We start from the raw sequence: 19,418 nt of genomic DNA on the forward strand, positions 1-19,418 counted from the left end.
ACGGGAAGTCCGCCGATCGCGACCTCGGATTCGGGCCGGATATCGCGACGCGTCAGTACTCGTCCCACCAACGAGCTGCGATCCGCCCGGACGCGACCAGCACAGACGGCCCCCGCAGCAAGGCCTGGCCGTGATCGATGCCCACGGTGACCGTGCCACCGGGCACGCGCACCCGAACCTCACCCGCGTCCTCGGCGAGCACGAATCCCTCGCGTACCAGTGCCGCGGCGGCCGCGGCGACGGTTCCCGTTCCGCACGAACGGGTTTCGCCGACCCCACGCTCATACACGCGCATATCCACCGCGCGCACGCCGTCGACCGGATCCCCGAGCGCGGTGAGGATCTCCACGTTCACCCCCTGCGGGAACATCCCGGGGTCGTAGCCGGGAGCCGCCCGCAGATCCAGTTTCGCCAGCGCCTCGGCGGACAGGTTCGGGTCCACGCAGGCCAGATGCGGATTGCCGACGTCGATACCGATGCCCGGGTACGTCGAACCCTCGAGGATCGCGGCGGAGGCGCCGAGCTCGCGGACCGTTCCCATCTGCACGGTGACCTCGCCGTGCACCGGGTCGGCGGCGTGCACTGTCACCGGCCGCGCGCCGGCCCGGGTACCCACCACGAACTCACCGCTCGTCTCGGCGCCGATCACGGCCAGGAAATGGGCGAACACCCGCGTCCCGTTACCGCACATCTCCGCGATCGAACCGTCGGCGTTGCGGTAGTCCATGAACCAGTCGTCCGGGCCGATGCCCTCGGGCAGCGCGTCCAGCACGCCGGATTCCACCAGCGGTTCGGTCCACGCCACCCGCAGCACACCGTCCGCGCCCAGGCCGCGCTGGCGATCGCACAGCGCCGCCACCCGGGATTCGGTCAGCTCCAGGGCGGCCTCGGGGTCGAACAGGATCACGAAGTCGTTCTGCGTGCCGTGACCCTTGGTGAATTCGATATCGGACACGCGGTCAGTGTATCGACCCGCCGAGGTCGAACCCGGCGACGGCACCACCCGCCACGGGCGAGCGGCTCGGCATCACACGAGCGGCTCGTCTGGTTACGGTCGGCTTCGGTTCATCGACACGCGACTCTCACCGTTGTCGACCGCGGGATCGCAGGTCGCCCGACTCTCGGCCGTCCGGCTCCGGATGTGTTCGAACGCGCTATCCGCCAGCGCCGCATCCGCACCGTCCAGCCAGTGCACACGCGGATCCCGGCGGAACCACGAACGCTGGCGGCGCACGTAACGCCGCGTTCCGATGAAGGTGCGTTCCCGCGCTTCGTCCAGCTCGTATTCACCGTCCAGATATGCCAGGACCTGGGCGTATCCGATGGCACGGCGGGCGGTCTGCCCCTCGCGGAGGCCGCGGCCGATCAGTTCGCGCACCTCGTCGACCAGGCCCTGGTCGAACATCCTCGTGGTGCGCGGTTCGATTCGGGCATCGAGCTGCGCGGTCTCCCGATCGACGCCGAGAATGATTGTGCCCCAATGAGGTTCCCCGACCTGCGGCTGTGAGGCCGCGAACGGCCGGCCGGTCAGCTCGACCACCTCCAGCGCGCGCACCATCCGCCTGCCGTCCGTCGGCAGGATCGTCTTCGCCGCGACGGGATCCGCGGCGCGCAGCGCGTCGTGCAGGGCCTGGACGCCACCGTCGGCGAGTACGGCCTCCCATTTCGCCCGTACCTGCGGATCGGTGGCCGGGAACTCCCAGCGGTCCAGCAGCGCCTGCACATACATCATCGAGCCGCCGACGACGACCGGCGTGCGCCCGCGCGCCATGATCGCCTCGACGTCGGCGCTCGCCTCGCTCTGATATGCGGCGACAGTGGCGGTTTCGGTAACCTCGAGCACGTCGAGCTGGTGATGCGCGATACCGCGGCGCTCGGCCACCGGCAGCTTCGCGGTGCCGATATCCATTCCGCGGTACAGCTGCATGGCATCGATATTGACGATCTCACCGTCCAGGCGCTGCGCCAGATCCAATGCGAGATCGGACTTCCCGGTGGCCGTGGGGCCCACCACCGCGATCGGGGTGATCATCTCCGCGCACCCGGGCGCCACACACTCACGTGGTACCCGACCCCGAAAGGCGCTGCCCGATAGAGCGTTTCGACGCTGTGCGTGCCGAATACCGGCAGACCGCCGTCGCTGGCTCCGGTGGCGCGCAGATCAGCCTGCGCGCCGAAGAGCCCGGCCAGCACCTGATACGCCGCCCGCCCGGACACACCGAGCCCCGCGCACAGATCCACGTCGAGCCCAGCGAGCACCGCACAGTCCCCGTCGTCGAGCGCCGTATCGATCCGATCCTGCACCCCCTCGGCCCGGGGGTCCAGATACCCAGGCGCGGTTCGCGACAGCGTATTCGCCCCGTCGGCGATCACCAGCACGCCGCCCGGCTCCGGATCGGCATCCAGCTCACGGCGCAGCATCGCCCCCACCTCGGTGCACTGCCGCATCGAGGCGCCGTCGTCGACCAGCCACGCCCGCGCACTCACCGCCGCGGCCACCTGTCCCCGCACCCATCCACCCACCAGCACCGACAACGGCAGTTCCGGATCGGCGACACTACCGCTTCGCAACGCCGAATCCGACAGCGCCACACGCACATCCACTCCGAATCCGCGGAACGTCCCGACCGAGTCCACACCGAATGCCGACACCACGTGTGAGGAGACGGCAGCACCGAATGCCCACCGGCTGTCGGTTGTTTCGCGCAGTCGCAGGGTGCTCGAGCCCCGGCCGGTATCCGGATCGCCGCCGCCCTGGAACGTACCCACCATTTCCGCCGGGCCGTGCACCGCTATCGCACGCCGACCACTCAGCGGCTCGGGAGCCGGAGCGCCCGGTCCCTGCGCCGCCCGCGATTCAGCGTCCCCGGCCACTCGATCGGCAAGAGAGCTCACACCGACGACCGTCCAGTGACGGGTGTCGCGGGCCAGGGCGCGCGCAGCGGTCAGCACCGCCTCGCGGAGCGCGGGGACCTGGGCCGCGGGATGCTCCGGATCGGCCGTGGGGTGTCCACCGCACAGTTCGGGGACCAACGCGGGCGGCGACGGAATCAACGCGGCGATACTGAACACGTCGTCAACCGTAGCGGCCCGCAGGAGCGAACCCGTGCGGCCCGCCGTCGTTCGAGCCGGCCGAATCGCATCGGTTCCGGGTGGTAGGGGCCTGGAAATACATCCGTCCGGCAACACGCCGTACCACGCATTTGCGGCCCTGGCTACCGCTGCGACTGCGCCACCGAAGGTAAGAGGCGGCGTATCCGGCATCTGCCTGGTTGAATGGGGATGAAGCTAGGGCGTAACCAGGCAGCCGTGACGCGCGGCAGGGACGAGGAGCGATGACCGAGAACAACGGAATCGAGAAGGTTTCCCCCGCGGAGACCGGCACGGCGCAGCAGTCCAGCACTCCCGCGCAGCGACCCACACCCGCCGATGCCGCTCCCAAACCAGGTGCTCACGGGCCCAAACCCGGCGTGCCCAAGCCTGGGGTACCCAGGCCGGGCGCGCATAAATCCTCGGTTCCCACGCCGCAGGAGGCGCCGAGGCCGAGCGCGCCGCAGGAGCATCCCCACCCGGTAATGGCGCCCACGGTCAGCGACCCCAGCCAGTGGGGCCGCGTGGACGACGACGGCACCGCCTGGGTCAAGACCGGCGACACCGAGCGAATGATCGGCTCCTGGCAGGCCGGTGACGCCGCCGAGGGCCTGGCACATTTCGGCCGCCGCTTCGACGATCTGGCCACCGAGGTCGGCCTCCTGGAGGCTCGCCTGGCCGCCGGAACCGACGCCCGCAAGACCAAGACATCCGCCACCGCGCTTGCCGAATCGTTGCCCACGGCGGCGGTCATCGGCGATCTCGACTCGCTGGAGCAGCGACTGCGGGCCATCGTCGAACATTCCGACGAGGCCGCCGCGCAGGCCAAGGAGGAGAAGGAGCGCTCGCGCCACGAACAGACCGAGCGCAAAGAGGCGCTGTGCGCCGAGGCCGAACAGATCGCCGCCGACTCCACCCAGTGGAAGTCCGCCGGTGACAGGCTGCGTGAGATCTTCGAGGAGTGGAAGACCATCCGCGGAGTGGACCGCAAGGTCGACGACGCGCTGTGGCGACGGTTCTCCAAGGCCCGCGAGGCGTTCAACCGCCGGCGCGGCGCCCACTTCGCCGAACTCGACCGCGACCGCGCCGCGGCCAAGTCCCACAAGGAGGAGCTGTGCGCTCAGGCCGAGGAGCTGGCCTCCTCGACCGACTGGGCCACCACCGCCGCCACCTTCCGCGATCTGCTTGCCGAGTGGAAGGCCGCGGGCCGGGCCCCGCGGGAGGCCGACGATCACCTGTGGCGCCGGTTCAAGTCCGCCCAGGACGTGTTCTTCGGCGCCCGCAACGCCGCGGCCTCGGAACGGGACGCGGAGTTCGAGCACAACGCGACCGCCAAACTGGAGCTGCTGGCCGGCGTCGAGGAGCGGGTCGCCACGCACCTGGAGTCCGATCTGGATGCCGCGCGCGGCGCACTGCGTGATCTGCAGGAGAAGTGGGACGCCATCGGCAAGGTCCCGCGCGAACGCATGCAGGAGCTGGAAGGCCGCCTGCGGGCACTGGAGAAGCAGGTCCGCGACGCGGTGGACGCACAGTGGCGACGCACCGATCCCGAGGCCATGGCCCGCGCGGCCCAGTTCCGCGAGCGCGTGAGCCAGTTCGAGGAGCAGGCCGCCAAGGCGCAGGCCGCCGGGCGCGCACGCGACGCGGAAAAGGCGCTCGAACAGGCCAAACAGTGGCGCGAGTGGGCCGATGCCGCGGAGGGCGCGGTCACCCGGCGCTGACAGACCGGAGAGCGCTGAGTCACGCTGCGCGACAAGCGGGCTCAGCGCTGGTCCGTGTCGGCCCCATAACTGTTTCCAGAATGGACGAATCGGTTCGGGAGAACCGGCCTCCGGCTACATTTTCTGGGATGAATCAGCGGAAACCGGCGTTTCGGGACGGCAAAATGTAGCAGGAGGCCGGGCTGCAGGACGTCCTCGACCGCACCACGAGGTTACGAGCACCGAGACGGCCGTTCTCGCCCACAATGCCGGGTCCGATTGCCGCCAGCGTCGCCCATATCGGCCCGGCAGTCTGGGCACATGCATCGAGTCGTTGATCTCAAAGTCCTCTACTTCGGCACTCCCGTTGTCCTGATCGGCACCCGAAACGCCGACGGGACACCGAATCTCGCGCCGATGTCCTCAGCGTGGTGGCTGGGCGATCAGTGCATGCTCGGCATGAACACCGGATCTCAGACCACCGTCAATATGCTGCGCGAACGCGAATGCGTGCTGAACCTGCCCACCTCGGACATGGTCGAGGCAGTGGACCGGCTGGCGTTGCTGACCGGTGCGCGGGAGCTGACGCCACACAAGATCGAGAAGGGCTACCGGTACGAACCGGACAAGTTCGGCGTCGCCGGGCTGACCCCGCTGGCGGCCGATCTCGTCGCCGCCCCGCGCGTGGCCGAATGCCCGATTCAGCTGGAGTGCGAAGTGCTCTCGTCCGAACTGTTCGGTGGACGGGCCACCGCGCACACCGTGCGGGTGCTGCGGTCTCACGTCGACGACGCGCTGGTCGTCCCCGGTACCGCGCACGTCGACCCGGACGCGTGGGACCCGCTGATCATGAAGTTCTGCGAGTTCTTCGGCGAGAGTAGTCGGCTACATCCCTCTCGGCTGGCCGTGGCGTGGGAGATCCCGCAACCCGTCCTCGACCACTGAGCGCCTGTGCGGGGGACCCTACTTCTCGTCCTCGCCGTGCAGCCAACGACGGCTGCGTTCCTCCTCCTCGGCGGCGGCGATGCGGCGCTGTTCCTCGGCCTCCAACTGAACCGCGGTGCGGCTCCACACCACCTTGAGCCAGTGGAAGGTCAGGAAGATCATCGCCAGCAGACCCAGAATCAGGCCGATCGACGGACCAGCGCCCCGGTAGCCGCCGATGCCCGGGGTCTGGCGGTGCCAGATCGACAGCACGCCGAACACGCTGCCCACCGCCGACCCGGCCACCGCGATCCAGGCGAAGGCCCAGCGCCTGGTCAGCAGGGCGAGCGAGGAGAAGCCGATGCCGAAAACCGTCACGAACCACTGGAACACCCGCGACGGCAGCCCGATGTGGTCGCGGACGGCGGTGGGGTCGGAGATCAGGATGTCCAGGCCGCGGGTGTGCCCGGCGTGCGGCAGGATCAGCGTGAGCAGCAGCACGAAGACCGCCGCGGCGACGACCATGGCTCGGTAGCCTGGATCGATCTCGCTGGCGACCTTGCGCTCGACGGCCGCGAGGTCGTCGTGATAGGACTCGAAGACCTGCGCCTGTTCGGGGTTCATACGCTCCTCGTTCGACCGGGAATCGTTCGCTCGGGCATCGTCGGACCGGGTGCCGCTCGAGGTGGAATGCTCGCCCGAGAGTACCGAGTCACTCTGCGGCGCAGCGTTTTCCACATCCGGAATGGTCGAGTCGGATGCCTCCGTCGCAGCACCGTCGGTCACGGCGTCGCCGGAAACGGGCTCGGCGAGCGCCGGATCGCTCGCGTGAGCGGCCTGCGCCGCATCCCCCGAGGTCGACCGTGCGTGCTCTTCGGACATCAGTTCTCCACCACATCATCGCGAAATCGGGGCGTGGTGGTCCACCATCGCCACCGTGTCACTGTCCAAGCCTACGACTCGGCGCGACAACACTACGACCCGGCGTCGTAATCAACCTGTTCGCGCCCGATTCGTCCGGCTGAAACACCGAGTCGCGGCCCGGATGTTCGGTCACACCGCCAATCGAGCACGAGCCGCGCCGCGACAAGTCTCCAAGGCCTGGAGGCCGGCCGAATATCGGTCGCGGCATCGAAACTCGAGTCGGATCAGGGCCGAGCGGTATGGATCGAAACCTCAGGCACTGCACCCGGACTCGCAGCCCGCGACGGCGGGGACCGGTTCCGGCGCGCCGATTCGCGGCAAGCCCAGGCCGACGCCGATCGGTGCGGTCTTGGGCATGATGCCTCGCTCGTGCGCATCCCCGGCGCGAGTACGGCGGTGGGTGTGGATCTCACTGTCGGCGATCAGATGGTGCGGCGCCGCGCCGGTGATATCGACGGTGATGACGTCGCCAGGACGGACCGAACCGTCCACGGGCGGGCGGAAGTGCACCAGGCGACCGTCACGGGCGCGGCCGCTCATCCGGGCGGTGGCGGCGTTCTTCTTCCCCGCGCCCTCGGCGACCAGCAACTCCACCTCGGCGCCGATCAGCGCCCGGTTGGCATCCAGGGAGATCTCCTCCTGCAGCGCGATCAGCCGGTCGTAGCGCTCCTGCACCACGGCCTTGGGCACCTGATCGGCCATCGTGGCCGCGGGGGTGCCGGGACGGATCGAGTACTGGAAGGTGTACGCGCTGGTGAAGCGCGCCCGGCGCACGACGCCCAGGGTCTCGAGGAAGTCCTCCTCGGTCTCGCCCGGGAAGCCGACGATGATGTCGGTGGTGATCGCGGCGTGCGGCATCGCGGCGCGCACCTTCTCGATGATGCCCAGGTAGCGGTCCTTGCGGTAGGACCGGCGCATCGCCTTGAGCACCCGATCCGACCCCGATTGCAGCGGCATGTGCAACTGCGGGCACACATTCGGGGTCTGCGCCATGGCCTCGATGACGTCGTCGGTGAATTCGGCCGGATGCGGAGAGGTGAACCGCACCCGCTCCAGGCCATCGATCGATCCACACGCGCGCAGCAGCTGGGCGAAGGCGCCGCGGTCGCGGGGTTGCTCCGGATCGGCGAAATTGACGCCGTAGGAGTTGACGTTCTGCCCCAGCAGCGTCACCTCCAGCACACCCTGATCGACCAGCGCCTGGACCTCGGCGAGCACATCGCCCGGGCGACGGTCCACCTCCTTGCCGCGTAGCGACGGCACGATGCAGAAGGTGCACGTGTTGTTACAACCCACCGAGATCGACACCCAGCCCGCGTAGGCCGACTCCCGCTTCGCCGGGAGCGTGGACGGGAACGCCTCGAGCGATTCCAGGATCTCGACCTGCGCCTGCTCGTTGTGGCGGGCGCGTTCGAGCAGCACCGGCAGCGATCCGATGTTGTGGGTGCCGAACACCACATCCACCCAGGGCGCGCGGCGCACGACCGTCTCGCGGTCCTTCTGGGCCAGGCAGCCGCCGACCGCGATCTGCATACCCGGCCGGCCGGCCTTGATGGGGGCCAGATGTCCGAGCGTGCCGTACAGCTTGTTGTCGGCGTTCTCGCGTACCGCGCAGGTGTTGAAGACCACCAGATCCGCTGTCGCGCCGGGTGCGGCGCGGTGGTATCCGGCGTCCTCCAGCAGGCCCGACAGCCGTTCGGAGTCGTGCACGTTCATCTGGCACCCGAACGTGCGCACCTCGTAGGTACGCGGGAGTGCCTCCGAGGACGGCCCCGGCATTCCTGGCATTTCCAAGGATGCTGTCACCTGCGTGGACGAATTCACGCATCCAGGGTATAGGTAGCCCGCAACTGTGAATCGACCCCCATTTCCCGTTCATGCCCCGCCGGGTGGCACGGATGACCCCGAGTCGGCTCGTGCGATGCCACCCACCGCCGATCGGGTCGGGCCGGGCGCAGGCGACGCACCAGCTCATCCGGGCGCGAGCGGCGCACCACGCTCATCCGGTCTCGCCGGGAGCGAGTCTTACGCGCGAACCCGCCGGAGCGCGGTGCAGGCAAATAGACTCGGCGGCATGAACGACGTCGCCGAGGCATCCGCCGCTGCCTCCGCCCAGCCACCGATGATCGCGATGCGCGGGGTGGACAAGCATTTCGGGGACCTGCACGTGCTACGGAATGTCACGCTCGAGGTGGACCGGGGACAGGTGGTGATCGTGCTCGGCCCGTCCGGATCGGGGAAGTCGACGCTGTGCCGCACGATCAACCGGCTGGAGTCCATCGACTCGGGCACCATCGCGATCGACGGCGTCGAACTGCCCGCGGAGGGGCGCGCGCTGACCAGGCTGCGGGCGGACGTCGGCATGGTGTTCCAATCCTTCAACCTGTTCGCGCACAAGACCATCATCGAGAACGTGATGCTGGCGCCGATCAAGGTGCGCAAGCTGGACAAGCAGTCGGCACGCACGCGGGCGATGGAACTGCTCGAGCGCGTGGGCATCGCCGATCAGGCCGACAAGTATCCGGCGCAGCTGTCCGGCGGCCAGCAGCAGCGCGTGGCGATCGCCCGCGCGCTGGCGATGAACCCGAAGGTCATGCTCTTCGACGAGCCGACCTCGGCGCTGGATCCGGAAATGGTCACCGAGGTGCTCGACGTCATGACCGCACTGGCCAAGGAGGGCATGACGATGCTCGTGATCACCCACGAGATGGGGTTCGCGCGCCGGGCCGGGGATCGGGTGCTGTTCATGGCCGACGGGCAGATCATCGAGGACGCCGAACCCGAGGCCTTCTTCACCGCGCCCACCACCGAGCGGGCACGGGACTTTCTGGGCAAGATCCTCAGCCACTGACGGGAATACCTCACACTGATGTGGTTCACCACCGATCGTTCGTTGGGAGAAGGCATTCGATGAGGATTACCCGTGCACTGCGCCTCGGTATCGGCTTCCTGGCCCTGGCGGCCGTGGCGAGCGGCTGTACCAGCGGAAGTTCCGGGACCGCGACGCAGAATGCGGCAGGCGGAAAGCTCACCATCGGAATCAAATTCGACCAGCCGGGCCTGGGGCTGGAGATGAAGAACGGGACGTTCTCGGGATTCGACGTCGACGTGGCCACGTATGTGGCGGGCAAGCTGGGCGTGAAGCCGTCGAATATCACTTTCCGCGAAGCCCCCTCGGCAGAGCGCGAGACGCTGATCCAGAACGGCGCGGTCGACATGGTCGTCGCCTCCTATTCGATCACCGATCAGCGCAAGAAGAAGGTCGACTTCGCCGGGCCGTATTACATTGCGGGACAGAGCCTTCTGGTGCGCGCCGACAACAACTCCGTCACCGGACCGCAATCGCTGGGCGGCAAGAAGTTGTGCACGGTGAAGGGTTCCACGTCCGCGCAGGACATTCAGCAGGACTTCGCCCACGATGTGAACCTGCAGGAGTACGACACCTATTCACTGTGCGTGGAGGCGCTGAAGAACAACATGGTGGACGCGGTCACCACCGACAACATCATCCTGGCCGGGTACGTCGCTCAGAACCCGGGCCAGCTGAAACTGGTGGGCACGCCCTTCACCACCGAACGGTACGGAATCGGATTGCGCAGGGGCGACAAGGAATCCCGCGACAAGGTGAACGACGCGGTCCAGGCGATGCTCGATGACAACGGCCCCACCGGCTGGCGTGCGGCCCTGCAGAAGAACTTCGGCCCCGCCTTCCCCGTCCCGACCGTCCCACAGATCGACCGGTACTGAACCGCTTGAATTCGCGCTGAGCACAACGATCGCCGGAGTTCGCGCGAACAGCCATGCTGAATACACACCGCCCCGGTCCACCGAGCCACGCCACTCGCGGCGGACCGGGGCGGTCGTCCAGTTGCTCGAACATCACTCGGTAACCGTGTGACACAGAACGATTCGTGCCGTAGCGTCCGAGCATGCCCGAGCTGCTGTTTCCCGATCCTCCGCTAGCCGACGGTGTCATCGCCCTGCGTCAGTGGCACTACGACGATCTGGCGCAGCGGTTCGCCGGATTCTCCGATCCGCTCTGCCAGCGATTCGGCTGGGCGCTGACCGAGCCGTGCACCGAGGACCACGCACGCCGCGGCTTCGAGGAGGAGGAATGGGCTCGCCTGAGCGGCGCCGGAATCGACCTGGCGATCGTCGACGTCGCCGATTCGATCGAAATACTGGGCGCCTGTTCGGTATACGACGTCCGGCTGTCCGAGGGTCGCGCCTCGGTCGGGTACTGGCTGGCCGCCCATGCACGAAGGCGGGGCGTCGCCACCCGGGCGGTGCGGCTGCTCACCCGCTGGATCTTCGACGACCTCGGCGTCGCGCGGATCGAATTGACCTGCGGCCCGGACAATCTCGGCTCACAGCGGGTGGCCGAACGCTGCGGGTTCCAGCGCGAAGGGGTGCTGCGATCGCACATGCCGTTCAAAGGCGGGCGTCGCGATTCGGTCGTTTTCAGCCTGCTCCCGACCGACCCCGCATGATCGTGAGCCATCTCACCGGCGTATGAGTCGCCCCGAGCGGGCACTGCGCCCGTACCCGTACGCTGGCCGGATGAATTCGTTGGTAACGGTTGCGGCGGATGTGGACGCGGTGACCACGATCGGGAACGAGGACGATCCGGCCGCGGCCGGGCTGGGCCGGGCGCAGGTCGAGGCGCTGTGGAGTTCGGTGCGGCAGTGGTATCGGCTGGGTACGACGCCCGCGATACAGGTCTGTCTGCGGCGCAACGGGCGGATCGTGCTGAACCGCGCGATCGGGCACGGGTGGGGTAACGCGCCCGGCGACGGTCCCGACGTGGAGAAGGTCCTGCTCACCCCCGATACACCGTTCTGCGGATTCTCGACCGCGAAGGGCGTGGCCGCGGCGGTGATGTATCTGCTGATCGAGCAGGGTGCGTTCGCACCCGAGGACCCGGTGTGCCGCCATATCCCCGAGTTCGCGGCGAACGGCAAGGAGTCGATCACCATCGGTGATGTGATGTCCCATTCGGCCGGCGTACCGTTCCTGAACGGCCCGTACTCGGGATTCGAGCTGGTGATCGACGATGAGCTGGCCGCGCGGGCATTGGCCGACCTGAAGCCGAGCTGGCCGCCGGGCCGGTTCCGGGTCTACCACGCGATGAGCGGCGGGCTGATCCAACGCCTGCTGGTGCAGCGAGCGACGGGCAAACGAATGCGCGAGCATCTGGCCGAACAGATCCTCGAACCATTGGGCTTCCGCTGGAACAACTTCGGCGTGCGACCCGAGGACATCGACAAGGTCGTGCCCAGCGTGCCGACCGGTCCGAAACCCTCCCCGGTCATGAAATTCCTGGCGCACAAGGCGCTCGGCGGCGCGATGAGCGGCCGGATTTCCGACCGGAAGAATCGGGACTTCCTCACCGCGGAACTGCCGTCCGGAAATCTCGTCACCACCGCTTACGAGCTGTCTCGATTCTACGAGATACTTACGCGTGGAGGAGAATTGGACGGCGTGCAGATCATGAAGCCGGAGACGATCCGCGCGGCCGCCGCACCCGCTCCGCGCATCCCCGGCATCGCCGGGCGGGTCAGCCGGGCCGGATTCGAATTGGGCGGTCGGCGCTCGAAATTCGGCCGCGACACCGAATCCCATTTCGGCCGTAGCGGTTTGACGACGCAGTATGGCTGGTCCGACCCGGCACGCGGCCTGTCCGGTGCGATCCTCACCAGCGGCAAGGCCTCCACCGACATCAAACGCCCGGTGCAGCTGTGCGCCCAGATCGCCCGCCTGATCGGCCCGTCGGAGTCGGCCGCGTTCAGACTGTAGAGCTACGACCGAACTCGCAACTCGTTGTGGATGATTCGGGCCGCCTTGGCCATGATCGCCTCCGCACCGGGCTGAATTACCGCTGGAACGCGGGATTGGGTGAGCGCCGCGACCGCCAGAACCTGCCCGTCCGCGTGTTCGACGACGCCGATCTCGTGGCGGAAATTCAGCACCGTACCGGTCTTGGACGACCAGCGGGAGGCGTCGGAGCTGAAATCGGGGGCCAAGCGGTGACGGATTACATTGTCCCCCAGCAATTCCTGAGTCCTGGCTGCCACCTCCGGCGTGATCGTCGTCGGCCGCCACACTCCGTGCAGCAGATCCACGAAGGCCCTGGCCGACCCGATGTTCGCCTGCCCGACGTCGATCTGGGCGACCGCGTGGCCGTTTCCGGCCGTGGCCGCGCCGATGGCGAGGGCGTGCGCCAGGTGCGCGTCGGCCGGATCGAATGCCTCGGCCGGGGTGCGGGTCAGATCGTCCATGAGGTGCCGGATCGTGATGCCCGCGTAGCCGAGACGGCGCAGTTCGGCGGTCACCGCGGCGGGCGGGGTGAGGGCGAACAGCGCGTCCGACGCCCCGCTGTCGCTGATGGCGATGCTCAGGTACAGCAGATCGTCGACCGAGATCTGCGCCGGATTCCGGAATCTCGTCAGCCCGGTCGGGCCCGGCGTGGTGATCCGCCCCGGCGAAACGGTGATCGGTGCGGTGAGGTCGATCTCCCCGCGAACCGCGCGTTCCAGCGTGGCGATCGCGAGCGGCACCTTGACCAATGAGGCGATCGGCCACTCCAATTCGGCATCGATCCCGAGTTCGTCGCCGCTGTCCAGGTCGCGCACCAGGATCGCTCCGCGCAGTCCCGCGTCGTCCAACTCCTGGCGCGCTCTCCGCAGCGCCGTGGTCATGCCCATCGGGATCCCGCGCCGCTCATCGTATTTCCCCGCTCAGCAGAACGGCCCAGGGCGCGCTCGGCCACCCGATTTCGTTGTCGCACTGACAGTTCCGCCGTCATACAGCACCGGTCTCCTGCTCTCGCGTATCGGTGTACAACACACCCAGGCAACGCCCTATAGCCTCGGACGACAGGGATCCGATGCGATCGGCATCCTCACGGTGAGCGGCCGCGATGTCGTATCCACGCGCGGCGTCCAGCTCGCCGATCTGCCGCCAGGCGAGCCCGAATTCGGCGGCCTGGGTCGCCGAGCACAGCAGCAGATCAGCCGAATCCAGCACGGCCGCGACGGCGGTGACCAACGCGCCGGCCACGACCACCTGCACGGGTTGCAGGCCGAGCGAATCACCCAGCCGGACAATGCGATCCCGGATATGAGGCACGTCGTCCTCGGGCTGTATCCAGATCCGGCGACGGATGTTGTCGCGGTCCGCGCGGCCCGCGCGCAATGTCTCGAGGAAGATCGGCGATACATAGGGCCCACCGATATCGGCCAGCCCCAGGGGAATTCGCCAGATTCCGCGATCGGCGGGCACCGCGACGAGCGCGGCGCGAACCTCCTGGGTGCGGGCCAGTTCGGCCCGCTCGCGCGGCTGCGCCGGGTGCAGGTCGAGGTTCACCCCGAGCCGCTGCCCGTCCGCGACGAGACGGGCCAGGGGCAACGGCCCGCAGACGGCGGGCACCGCCATCCGCAGGGGTCGTCGACGGGCGCGTTCGGCCTCGAACCGCATCGCCTCGGCGAGTTCGACCAATCGCCGCGCCGAGGGCAGCAGATCGCGCCCGAACGGCGTCAACGTCGCGGTCCGCGAGGTCCGGTCGAGTAAGCGCCCACCGAGGTGTTCTTCGAGCGCCGCCACGCGACGGCTCGCCACCGACTGCGGAATCCGGGCCGCCGCGGCGCCCGCGGTGAAACTGCCGTGGCTGCTGACCGATACGAAGGCCCGACAGGCAGCAACCACATCCACAACACCGCATTATGCCGAATTCAGGTCGAGACATCCATGCCGAATCGGCATTGTTCAGCCGATTATCGTCTTGGACAGCATCGCTTCCGAGTGGGAGGCTCGCCACAGCCGCCGCTCCCCGGGCGGCCGATCGACCATCGAAAGGCGACCATGACGTTCAACTCCCTGCTGTCCAAGGCTCGCAGTGCGGCCGTGATCGCCGCTGTCGCCACGCTCGCGCCCCTGGCCGCCTGCTCGAGCTCGCATCCGGCCGCGTCACCGCACGCCCCGGGCCCCTCTCCCGCACCGGCGACAACGTCGGTCGGCGGCACCGCACTGCACGACCGATTGGCCGGGCTGGAAACCGAATTCGATGCGCGCCTGGGTGTTTTCGCCCTCGACACCGGATCCGGGCACACCGTGGAATACCGTGCCGACGAACGATTCCCGTTCTGCTCGACCTTCAAGGCGATGCAGGCAGGCGCGATCCTCACCACCGCGGATCCGGCCGAACTGAATCGCCGCATCACCTACACCCCCGCCGACATCCTGGCCTACGCTCCGATCACGAAACAGCATGTGGCAGAAGGGATGACGGTACGCGATCTGCTCGACGCCGCCGTACGTTACAGCGACAACACCGCAGCCGACCTGCTGTTCCGCCTCATCGGCGGACCGCAGGGCCTCCAGCAGAATCTACGCAAGCTGGGCGATCAGGTCACCAGCGTCAACCGCGTCGAGCCCGAGCTGAACACGGCCGTCCCCGGCGACACCCGCGACACCACCACCCCCCGAGCCTGGGCCACCGACCTGCGCACCTACGCCCTGGGCACGACCCTGCCCACCGACAACCGCACCCTCCTGAACACCCTGCTGCGCACCAACACCACAGGCGACGGCCTCATCCGCGCCGGAGTCCCCGCAGGCTGGGTGGTCGGCGACAAGACCGGCAACTGCGGCTACTACGGCGCCCGCCCCGACATCGCCGTCCTGCGGCCCCCCAACCGCGCCCCGATCGTCCTGGCGGTGATGTCCACCCGCCCCCTCCCCGACGACACGTACGACAACGCGCTTGTAGCCAAGGCCACCAGCACAACCCTCCAGGCTCTCGGCTGAGCCGGGGGAATGACGGCCGCGATGAGAGACGACTCAGGCGGCACCGTCGAACGAGTCGATATGCTGGTCTGGTCAACGCACTGCCGGAGCGGCGTCGACCAGACCACGGAGGTTGCGGATTCTTGTGTCGTGCCGATCATGAGGAAGTCGCGCGCACCTTGGAATCGGTGCTCGAGGTGGTCGCTCTGCCGGGGACCGATGTCTCCTGGTCGGGATTCGACGAACCTGAGCAGGCGATCGCCGAGCTCCGGGATCTGATCTGGCAGGTGCGGCAACCGGATCCGGATCAGTCTGTGTTGCACCAGATCTCGCTGCTATTCGCACCGACCGGTGCGCTCCAGGAAATCGCGATCAGCAGCGGCTGGGGCGTGGCGTTCCTCGCCATCGCGCAACGCATGGATCGCGCTGTGGGCACCTCCCCTCCGGGCCGGTAGCCGCTCTACAGCTGGGTGACGCCGCCATCGACATAGAGCTCCGCACCGGTGGTGAAGGAGCTCAGGTCTCCAGCGAGGTAGACGGCAGTGGCGGCGACTTCCTCGGGACGGCCGATTCGGCCGAGTGGGGTGGGTGCGGCTGCCGGATCCCCCTGCGGAATCTCGGCTCGTAGTTCGTCGGCGCCGGGGGTGGCGACGGGGCCGGGGGTGAGGGCGTTGACTCGAATGCCGCGAACGGCCAGTTCGGCGGCCCAGGTGCGGGCGAGGCTGCGGATGGCGGCCTTGGTGGCCGCGTAGATGCCCAGGCCCGGGACGCCCCGCAGGGCCGCGCTGGAGGACAGCAGGATTACCGATGCACCGGCCGACAGCAGCGGTAGCGCCTTCTGGATCGTGAAGACCGTGCCCTTGAGGTTGATCGCGGTGACACGGTCGAAGCCCTCCTCGGTGATCTCGCCGAGCGGGCCGAAGTCCCCGACACCGGCATTGGCGACGACGATGTCGAGATGTCCGCTGCGCTCGGCGATTTCGGTGAAAACCCGATCGAGATCATCGAGTTTCGATACGTCGCTTCGGATTCCGATGGCGCGGTCACCGATCTGCTCGACCGCGGCGTCCAGCTCGACCTTACGGCGGCCGGTCAGGTAGACCGTCGCTCCCTCCTGCGCGAACCGGCGGGCTATGGCCAGGCCGATGCCGGTAGACGCACCGGTGACCAGGGCAGTCTTGCCGTTCAGCTGTGTCATGAGAACCTCCTAGTGGTAACCATTTTTGTTACATTCAAAGCCGCGGGTAGGAGTTCGAAACCCCAGGATTGCCGAAGTCAGGCGGCCCGCAATATATCCCGCAGTACGTCTTCGAGCGTGGTCTTCGCCAACTCCTCGCGGAGAGCAGCCTCGGCGCCGGCGTAGACGGCAGCCATGACAGGGCCGATGCCATGCCCCACAACACATTCAGGGTCGGGCGTCGAGGAATGCAGCGCGAAAACCGGCCCCGGTTCGATCGCGTCGTACACATCGCGCAGACTGATCGCCGCCAACTCACGCGACAGCATCCATCCGGCCCCGGCGCCGCGCCGGGACTCGACCAAGCCTGCCGAGCGCAGTTCGGACAGCAGGCGACGAATCACCACCGGGTTGGTGTTGACACTCGTGGCGATCTGCTCGGAGGTGGCGACCTCGTTACCGCGGCGCTGGTACAGCCCGATCCAGGTCAGAGCATGCGCGGCGATGGTCAGCCTGCTGTTGGCACTCATCTCGCACCTCCGATCATGTTGTAACCATAATAGTTACGACACCTTTGCGGCAAGACCTTTCGTGCACTCATACCCATCACGAACCGGCGCGGGTGAACAGTGCGACCGCGTCGGTGACGAGCGGATCGATCATCTCGCCCGGTGCACGACCCGAGGTCACCAGCACGGCGATGCCCTGCATGGTCGCGGCCAGTAGCAGTTGCAGCCGCCACGGATCGCCCGGCGGCAGTACATCGGCCCGCTGCCCCTCCTCGATCAGCGCGCCGTACGCCGCGAACAGCCGGGTCGAGGCCTTCTCCAGGGCCGGGGAAGGCTCGTCCAGTTTAGCGGCGAACATCAACTCGAACAGGTTCGCGTCGTTCGCCGCGAACTCCACGAAGGCTCGCCCCGCGCCGAGTAGTTGTTCGCGATAGTCCTCCGAGCCGTCGATCGCCGCGCGCACACTGTCGCCCAGCCGGGCGAATCCGGCCTCGGCCAAGGCGTCCAGCAGTGCCTTGCGGTCGGCGAAGTGGCGGCGCGGTGCGGCGTGGCTGACGCCTACCTGCCGGGCGAGATCGCGTAGCGACAGATGGTCGATGCCCTGCTCCCGCAGCGTGCGCTCCGCCTCGGCGAGCAACGCCGCCCGCAGGTCACCGTGGTGATAGGCGCGATCGGTCATACCACACCCTAACAGTCAATGTAGCCGTTGACTACAATGTTGTCAGGAGATACATTGTTGTCTATGACTACATTCGATATCCCGCAGATCCCCAATTTGACCGGCAAGACCGCGATCGTGACCGGCGCCAACAGTGGTATCGGACGCTCGACCGCTCAGGCGCTCGCCGCGGCCGGCGCCCACGTCGTGCTGGCCGTGCGCGATCTCGTCAAGGGGCAGACGGCCGCGGCCGCCATGCTCGGCGCGACCGAGGTCCGAGAGCTCGATCTCGCCGACCTGAGCTCGGTGCGCGATTTCGCCGCGCACTGGGATGGGCCGATCGACCTGCTGATCAACAACGCGGGTGTCTCGGGGCCCACACTGACCCGCACCGCAGACGGATTCGAGTCGAAATTCGGCATCAACCACCTGGGTCACTTCGCACTGACCACCCTGCTGCTCGAGCACCTCACCGGCCGGGTGGTCACCCTGGCCTCACTGGCCGAGCGCATGGCCCACCTCGACCTCGACGACCCGAACTGGGAGCGCCGCCCCTACGAACAGTCCCGCGCCTACGCCGATTCGAAAATGGCGAACCTACTGTTCACAACGGAACTCCAACGCCGGCTCACCGCCTCGGGATCACCGGTACTGGCCATGGCCGCACACCCAGGCATGGTCGCGACGAACATCTACAACAATTCGGGCCCGCGCACCGCGCACTCCGTGCTGTGGGCGATCGCGATCCGGCTCCTGGCCCAGGATTCCGATCACGGCGCGCTGCCCGTCCTGTACGCGGCCGTCGCTGACCTGCCCGGCGACAGCTTCACCGGCCCGCGTCACCTCATGCATATGCGCGGCGGCGCGCAATCGCTCGAGCGCTCGGACACCGCACGGGATCCGGAACTGGCCCGGCGTCTGTGGACCGAATCCGAACGGCTCACCGGGATCCCCTCACCGCTGGCAGCCTGAGCCGCACGTCGGGTCACTACGCTGAACACCTATGGCTCGCTACGTGATCGACGCCCCGACCCTGCTCCATCTCGTGGATGCCGGACTCCGTGTCGATCCGAGCCACCGGCTGGTCGCCCCCAACTCGATCCGGTCGGAGGCACTGGAACTGCTGCTTCAGGACGTCCATGCGGGCAGGCGCACCGAAAAGGACGCTCTCGCAGCACATGAGCGAATCACCGAGACGAAGATCCGGCTGCTCGGCGATCGCGCGTCACGCCGCGCCGCGCCGCAGCTGGCCCGGAGCAAGGGCTGGGACAGGATCAGGACCGCCGAATACCTCGCGATCACCCGTTTACAGGCCGATGCGCTGGTGACGGTGGACCCGAACCTGTCCGCCGCAGCGCAGGACTCCGTGCCGGTCGGCGCCATCGAGGACCTGCTCGTTCCGGAGTAACCCGAGGTACACGCGAGTGGACAGGCCCGTCGACCGCGCCCGGGCGAGGCGGATGCCTACCGGTCGTTGCCGGTTCGACCTTGACCGTGAGGTAGGCATGGGAGGGGCTGAGCCACTGTGAGCCAACAAAGCCGACCAGACGACGGATCTTCTCGCGAGCGTGGACTCCGTGACAGTCGGCGTCGCCGACACCGTGCCCGCCCCGAGGCAAACGCATCACCCGCACTCACCTCAGCGCAGCAGA

Annotated in this window: 20 protein-coding genes; 10 read left to right on the forward strand and 10 right to left on the reverse strand. The window is 67.9% G+C overall.

Going from position 1 to position 19,418, the window contains the following annotated elements; genetic code table 11:
• Positions 1-52: 52 nt before the first annotated feature.
• The 3 genes from dapF to JZ791_RS08080 all read right to left on the reverse strand — a co-directional run bounded on the left by dapF (position 53) and on the right by JZ791_RS08080 (position 3,072).
• Complete coding sequence (gene dapF / locus JZ791_RS08070) at positions 53-946, reverse strand: diaminopimelate epimerase (RefSeq protein WP_216893629.1); 894 nt, start codon at positions 944-946, stop codon at positions 53-55.
• 102 nt (positions 947-1,048) lie between these two features.
• Positions 1,049-2,032, reverse strand: a complete 984-nt coding sequence (miaA, locus tag JZ791_RS08075) for a tRNA (adenosine(37)-N6)-dimethylallyltransferase MiaA (protein WP_216893569.1) — start codon at positions 2,030-2,032, stop codon at positions 1,049-1,051.
• On the reverse strand, positions 2,029-3,072 hold the full coding sequence (locus tag JZ791_RS08080) for a class III extradiol ring-cleavage dioxygenase family protein (RefSeq protein WP_216893570.1): 1,044 nt from the start codon (positions 3,070-3,072) through the stop codon (positions 2,029-2,031). Before JZ791_RS08080 ends, miaA begins: the two co-directional genes overlap by 4 nt.
• A gap of 263 nt (positions 3,073-3,335) precedes the next feature.
• Here JZ791_RS08080 and JZ791_RS08085 point away from each other — a divergent pair, with 263 nt between their 5' ends.
• Both JZ791_RS08085 and JZ791_RS08090 read left to right on the forward strand, forming a co-directional pair.
• Positions 3,336-4,811 (forward strand): DUF349 domain-containing protein, encoded by a 1,476-nt coding sequence (locus JZ791_RS08085; protein WP_216893571.1) that lies wholly within the window; start codon positions 3,336-3,338, stop codon positions 4,809-4,811.
• Between the two features lie 300 nt (positions 4,812-5,111).
• Positions 5,112-5,735, forward strand: coding sequence for a flavin reductase family protein (locus JZ791_RS08090; RefSeq protein ID WP_216893572.1), 624 nt, complete (start codon positions 5,112-5,114; stop codon positions 5,733-5,735).
• Positions 5,736-5,753: 18 nt separating this feature from the next.
• Here JZ791_RS08090 and JZ791_RS08095 read toward each other — a convergent pair whose 3' ends face one another.
• Positions 5,754-6,338, reverse strand: coding sequence for an Rv2732c family membrane protein (locus JZ791_RS08095; protein WP_216893630.1), 585 nt, complete (start codon positions 6,336-6,338; stop codon positions 5,754-5,756).
• A 552-nt stretch (positions 6,339-6,890) separates the two neighbouring features.
• Positions 6,891-8,417, reverse strand: a complete 1,527-nt coding sequence (miaB, locus tag JZ791_RS08100; protein ID WP_216893631.1) for a tRNA (N6-isopentenyl adenosine(37)-C2)-methylthiotransferase MiaB — start codon at positions 8,415-8,417, stop codon at positions 6,891-6,893.
• Between the two features lie 343 nt (positions 8,418-8,760).
• Between miaB and JZ791_RS08105 the strand changes: the two genes are divergently transcribed.
• From JZ791_RS08105 to JZ791_RS08120, 4 genes are all read left to right on the forward strand, one after another.
• Positions 8,761-9,489, forward strand: coding sequence for an amino acid ABC transporter ATP-binding protein (locus tag JZ791_RS08105; protein WP_216893632.1), 729 nt, complete (start codon positions 8,761-8,763; stop codon positions 9,487-9,489).
• A gap of 59 nt (positions 9,490-9,548) precedes the next feature.
• A complete protein-coding gene (locus tag JZ791_RS08110) occupies positions 9,549-10,385 on the forward strand; it encodes a glutamate ABC transporter substrate-binding protein (RefSeq protein WP_216893573.1) in 837 nt (278 codons plus the stop codon).
• A 182-nt stretch (positions 10,386-10,567) separates the two neighbouring features.
• Positions 10,568-11,128, forward strand: a complete 561-nt coding sequence (locus JZ791_RS08115) for a GNAT family N-acetyltransferase (protein ID WP_216893574.1) — start codon at positions 10,568-10,570, stop codon at positions 11,126-11,128.
• A 70-nt stretch (positions 11,129-11,198) separates the two neighbouring features.
• Complete coding sequence (locus JZ791_RS08120; protein WP_216893575.1) at positions 11,199-12,434, forward strand: serine hydrolase; 1,236 nt, start codon at positions 11,199-11,201, stop codon at positions 12,432-12,434.
• 2 nt (positions 12,435-12,436) lie between these two features.
• Here the strand turns inward: JZ791_RS08120 and JZ791_RS08125 are convergent, their stop codons facing one another.
• Both JZ791_RS08125 and JZ791_RS08130 read right to left on the reverse strand, forming a co-directional pair.
• Positions 12,437-13,336: a serine hydrolase gene (locus JZ791_RS08125; protein WP_216893576.1), complete on the reverse strand. Its 900-nt coding sequence runs from the start codon at positions 13,334-13,336 to the stop codon at positions 12,437-12,439.
• A gap of 103 nt (positions 13,337-13,439) precedes the next feature.
• Positions 13,440-14,348 (reverse strand): LysR family transcriptional regulator, encoded by a 909-nt coding sequence (locus JZ791_RS08130; protein ID WP_216893577.1) that lies wholly within the window; start codon positions 14,346-14,348, stop codon positions 13,440-13,442.
• Between the two features lie 150 nt (positions 14,349-14,498).
• On the opposite strand from JZ791_RS08130, the gene bla reads away from it, so the two are divergent.
• Positions 14,499-15,443 carry a class A beta-lactamase gene (bla, locus tag JZ791_RS08135; RefSeq protein ID WP_216893578.1) on the forward strand — a complete coding sequence of 315 codons (945 nt, stop codon included), beginning with the start codon at positions 14,499-14,501 and terminating at the stop codon, positions 15,441-15,443.
• A gap of 122 nt (positions 15,444-15,565) precedes the next feature.
• A complete protein-coding gene (locus tag JZ791_RS08140; protein WP_216893579.1) occupies positions 15,566-15,877 on the forward strand; it encodes a hypothetical protein in 312 nt (103 codons plus the stop codon).
• Between the two features lie 5 nt (positions 15,878-15,882).
• On the opposite strand, the gene JZ791_RS08145 is transcribed toward JZ791_RS08140, so the two are convergent.
• From JZ791_RS08145 to JZ791_RS08155, 3 genes are all read right to left on the reverse strand, one after another.
• Positions 15,883-16,620 (reverse strand): SDR family NAD(P)-dependent oxidoreductase, encoded by a 738-nt coding sequence (locus JZ791_RS08145; RefSeq protein WP_216893580.1) that lies wholly within the window; start codon positions 16,618-16,620, stop codon positions 15,883-15,885.
• Positions 16,621-16,697: 77 nt separating this feature from the next.
• Positions 16,698-17,129: an Rrf2 family transcriptional regulator gene (locus tag JZ791_RS08150; RefSeq protein WP_216893581.1), complete on the reverse strand. Its 432-nt coding sequence runs from the start codon at positions 17,127-17,129 to the stop codon at positions 16,698-16,700.
• Positions 17,130-17,205: 76 nt separating this feature from the next.
• Entirely contained in the window at positions 17,206-17,787 is a 582-nt protein-coding gene (locus tag JZ791_RS08155; RefSeq protein ID WP_216893582.1) for a TetR/AcrR family transcriptional regulator, read from the reverse strand.
• A gap of 63 nt (positions 17,788-17,850) precedes the next feature.
• On the opposite strand from JZ791_RS08155, the gene JZ791_RS08160 reads away from it, so the two are divergent.
• Both JZ791_RS08160 and JZ791_RS44810 read left to right on the forward strand, forming a co-directional pair.
• The gene (locus JZ791_RS08160) at positions 17,851-18,738 is read left to right on the forward strand and encodes an oxidoreductase (protein WP_216893583.1); all 888 of its coding nucleotides are present in this window, start codon (positions 17,851-17,853) and stop codon (positions 18,736-18,738) included.
• A gap of 31 nt (positions 18,739-18,769) precedes the next feature.
• On the forward strand, positions 18,770-19,174 hold the full coding sequence (locus JZ791_RS44810; protein WP_254205363.1) for a hypothetical protein: 405 nt from the start codon (positions 18,770-18,772) through the stop codon (positions 19,172-19,174).
• The last annotated feature ends 244 nt before the right edge of the window (positions 19,175-19,418 follow it).

It is taken from the genome of Nocardia alni (assembly GCF_019038435.1).
Lineage (GTDB): Bacteria > Actinomycetota > Actinomycetes > Mycobacteriales > Mycobacteriaceae > Nocardia > Nocardia alni.

Excerpts from the sequence above, each read along its gene's own strand:
- miaA (WP_216893569.1), bottom strand. The coding sequence starts at position 2,032 with ATGATCACCCCGATCGCGGTGGTGGGCCCCACGGCCACCGGGAAGTCC.
- JZ791_RS08085 (WP_216893571.1), top strand. The coding sequence starts at position 3,336 with ATGACCGAGAACAACGGAATCGAGAAGGTTTCCCCCGCGGAGACCGGC.
- JZ791_RS08090 (WP_216893572.1), top strand. The coding sequence starts at position 5,112 with ATGCATCGAGTCGTTGATCTCAAAGTCCTCTACTTCGGCACTCCCGTT.
- JZ791_RS08095 (WP_216893630.1), bottom strand. The coding sequence starts at position 6,338 with ATGAACCCCGAACAGGCGCAGGTCTTCGAGTCCTATCACGACGACCTC.
- miaB (WP_216893631.1), bottom strand. The coding sequence starts at position 8,417 with ATGCCGGGGCCGTCCTCGGAGGCACTCCCGCGTACCTACGAGGTGCGC.
- JZ791_RS08105 (WP_216893632.1), top strand. The coding sequence starts at position 8,761 with ATGATCGCGATGCGCGGGGTGGACAAGCATTTCGGGGACCTGCACGTG.
- JZ791_RS08110 (WP_216893573.1), top strand. The coding sequence starts at position 9,549 with ATGAGGATTACCCGTGCACTGCGCCTCGGTATCGGCTTCCTGGCCCTG.
- JZ791_RS08115 (WP_216893574.1), top strand. The coding sequence starts at position 10,568 with ATGCCCGAGCTGCTGTTTCCCGATCCTCCGCTAGCCGACGGTGTCATC.
- JZ791_RS08120 (WP_216893575.1), top strand. The coding sequence starts at position 11,199 with ATGAATTCGTTGGTAACGGTTGCGGCGGATGTGGACGCGGTGACCACG.
- JZ791_RS08125 (WP_216893576.1), bottom strand. The coding sequence starts at position 13,336 with ATGACCACGGCGCTGCGGAGAGCGCGCCAGGAGTTGGACGACGCGGGA.
- bla (WP_216893578.1), top strand. The coding sequence starts at position 14,499 with ATGACGTTCAACTCCCTGCTGTCCAAGGCTCGCAGTGCGGCCGTGATC.
- JZ791_RS08145 (WP_216893580.1), bottom strand. The coding sequence starts at position 16,620 with ATGACACAGCTGAACGGCAAGACTGCCCTGGTCACCGGTGCGTCTACC.
- JZ791_RS08150 (WP_216893581.1), bottom strand. The coding sequence starts at position 17,129 with ATGAGTGCCAACAGCAGGCTGACCATCGCCGCGCATGCTCTGACCTGG.
- JZ791_RS08155 (WP_216893582.1), bottom strand. The coding sequence starts at position 17,787 with ATGACCGATCGCGCCTATCACCACGGTGACCTGCGGGCGGCGTTGCTC.
- JZ791_RS08160 (WP_216893583.1), top strand. The coding sequence starts at position 17,851 with ATGACTACATTCGATATCCCGCAGATCCCCAATTTGACCGGCAAGACC.
- JZ791_RS44810 (WP_254205363.1), top strand. The coding sequence starts at position 18,770 with ATGGCTCGCTACGTGATCGACGCCCCGACCCTGCTCCATCTCGTGGAT.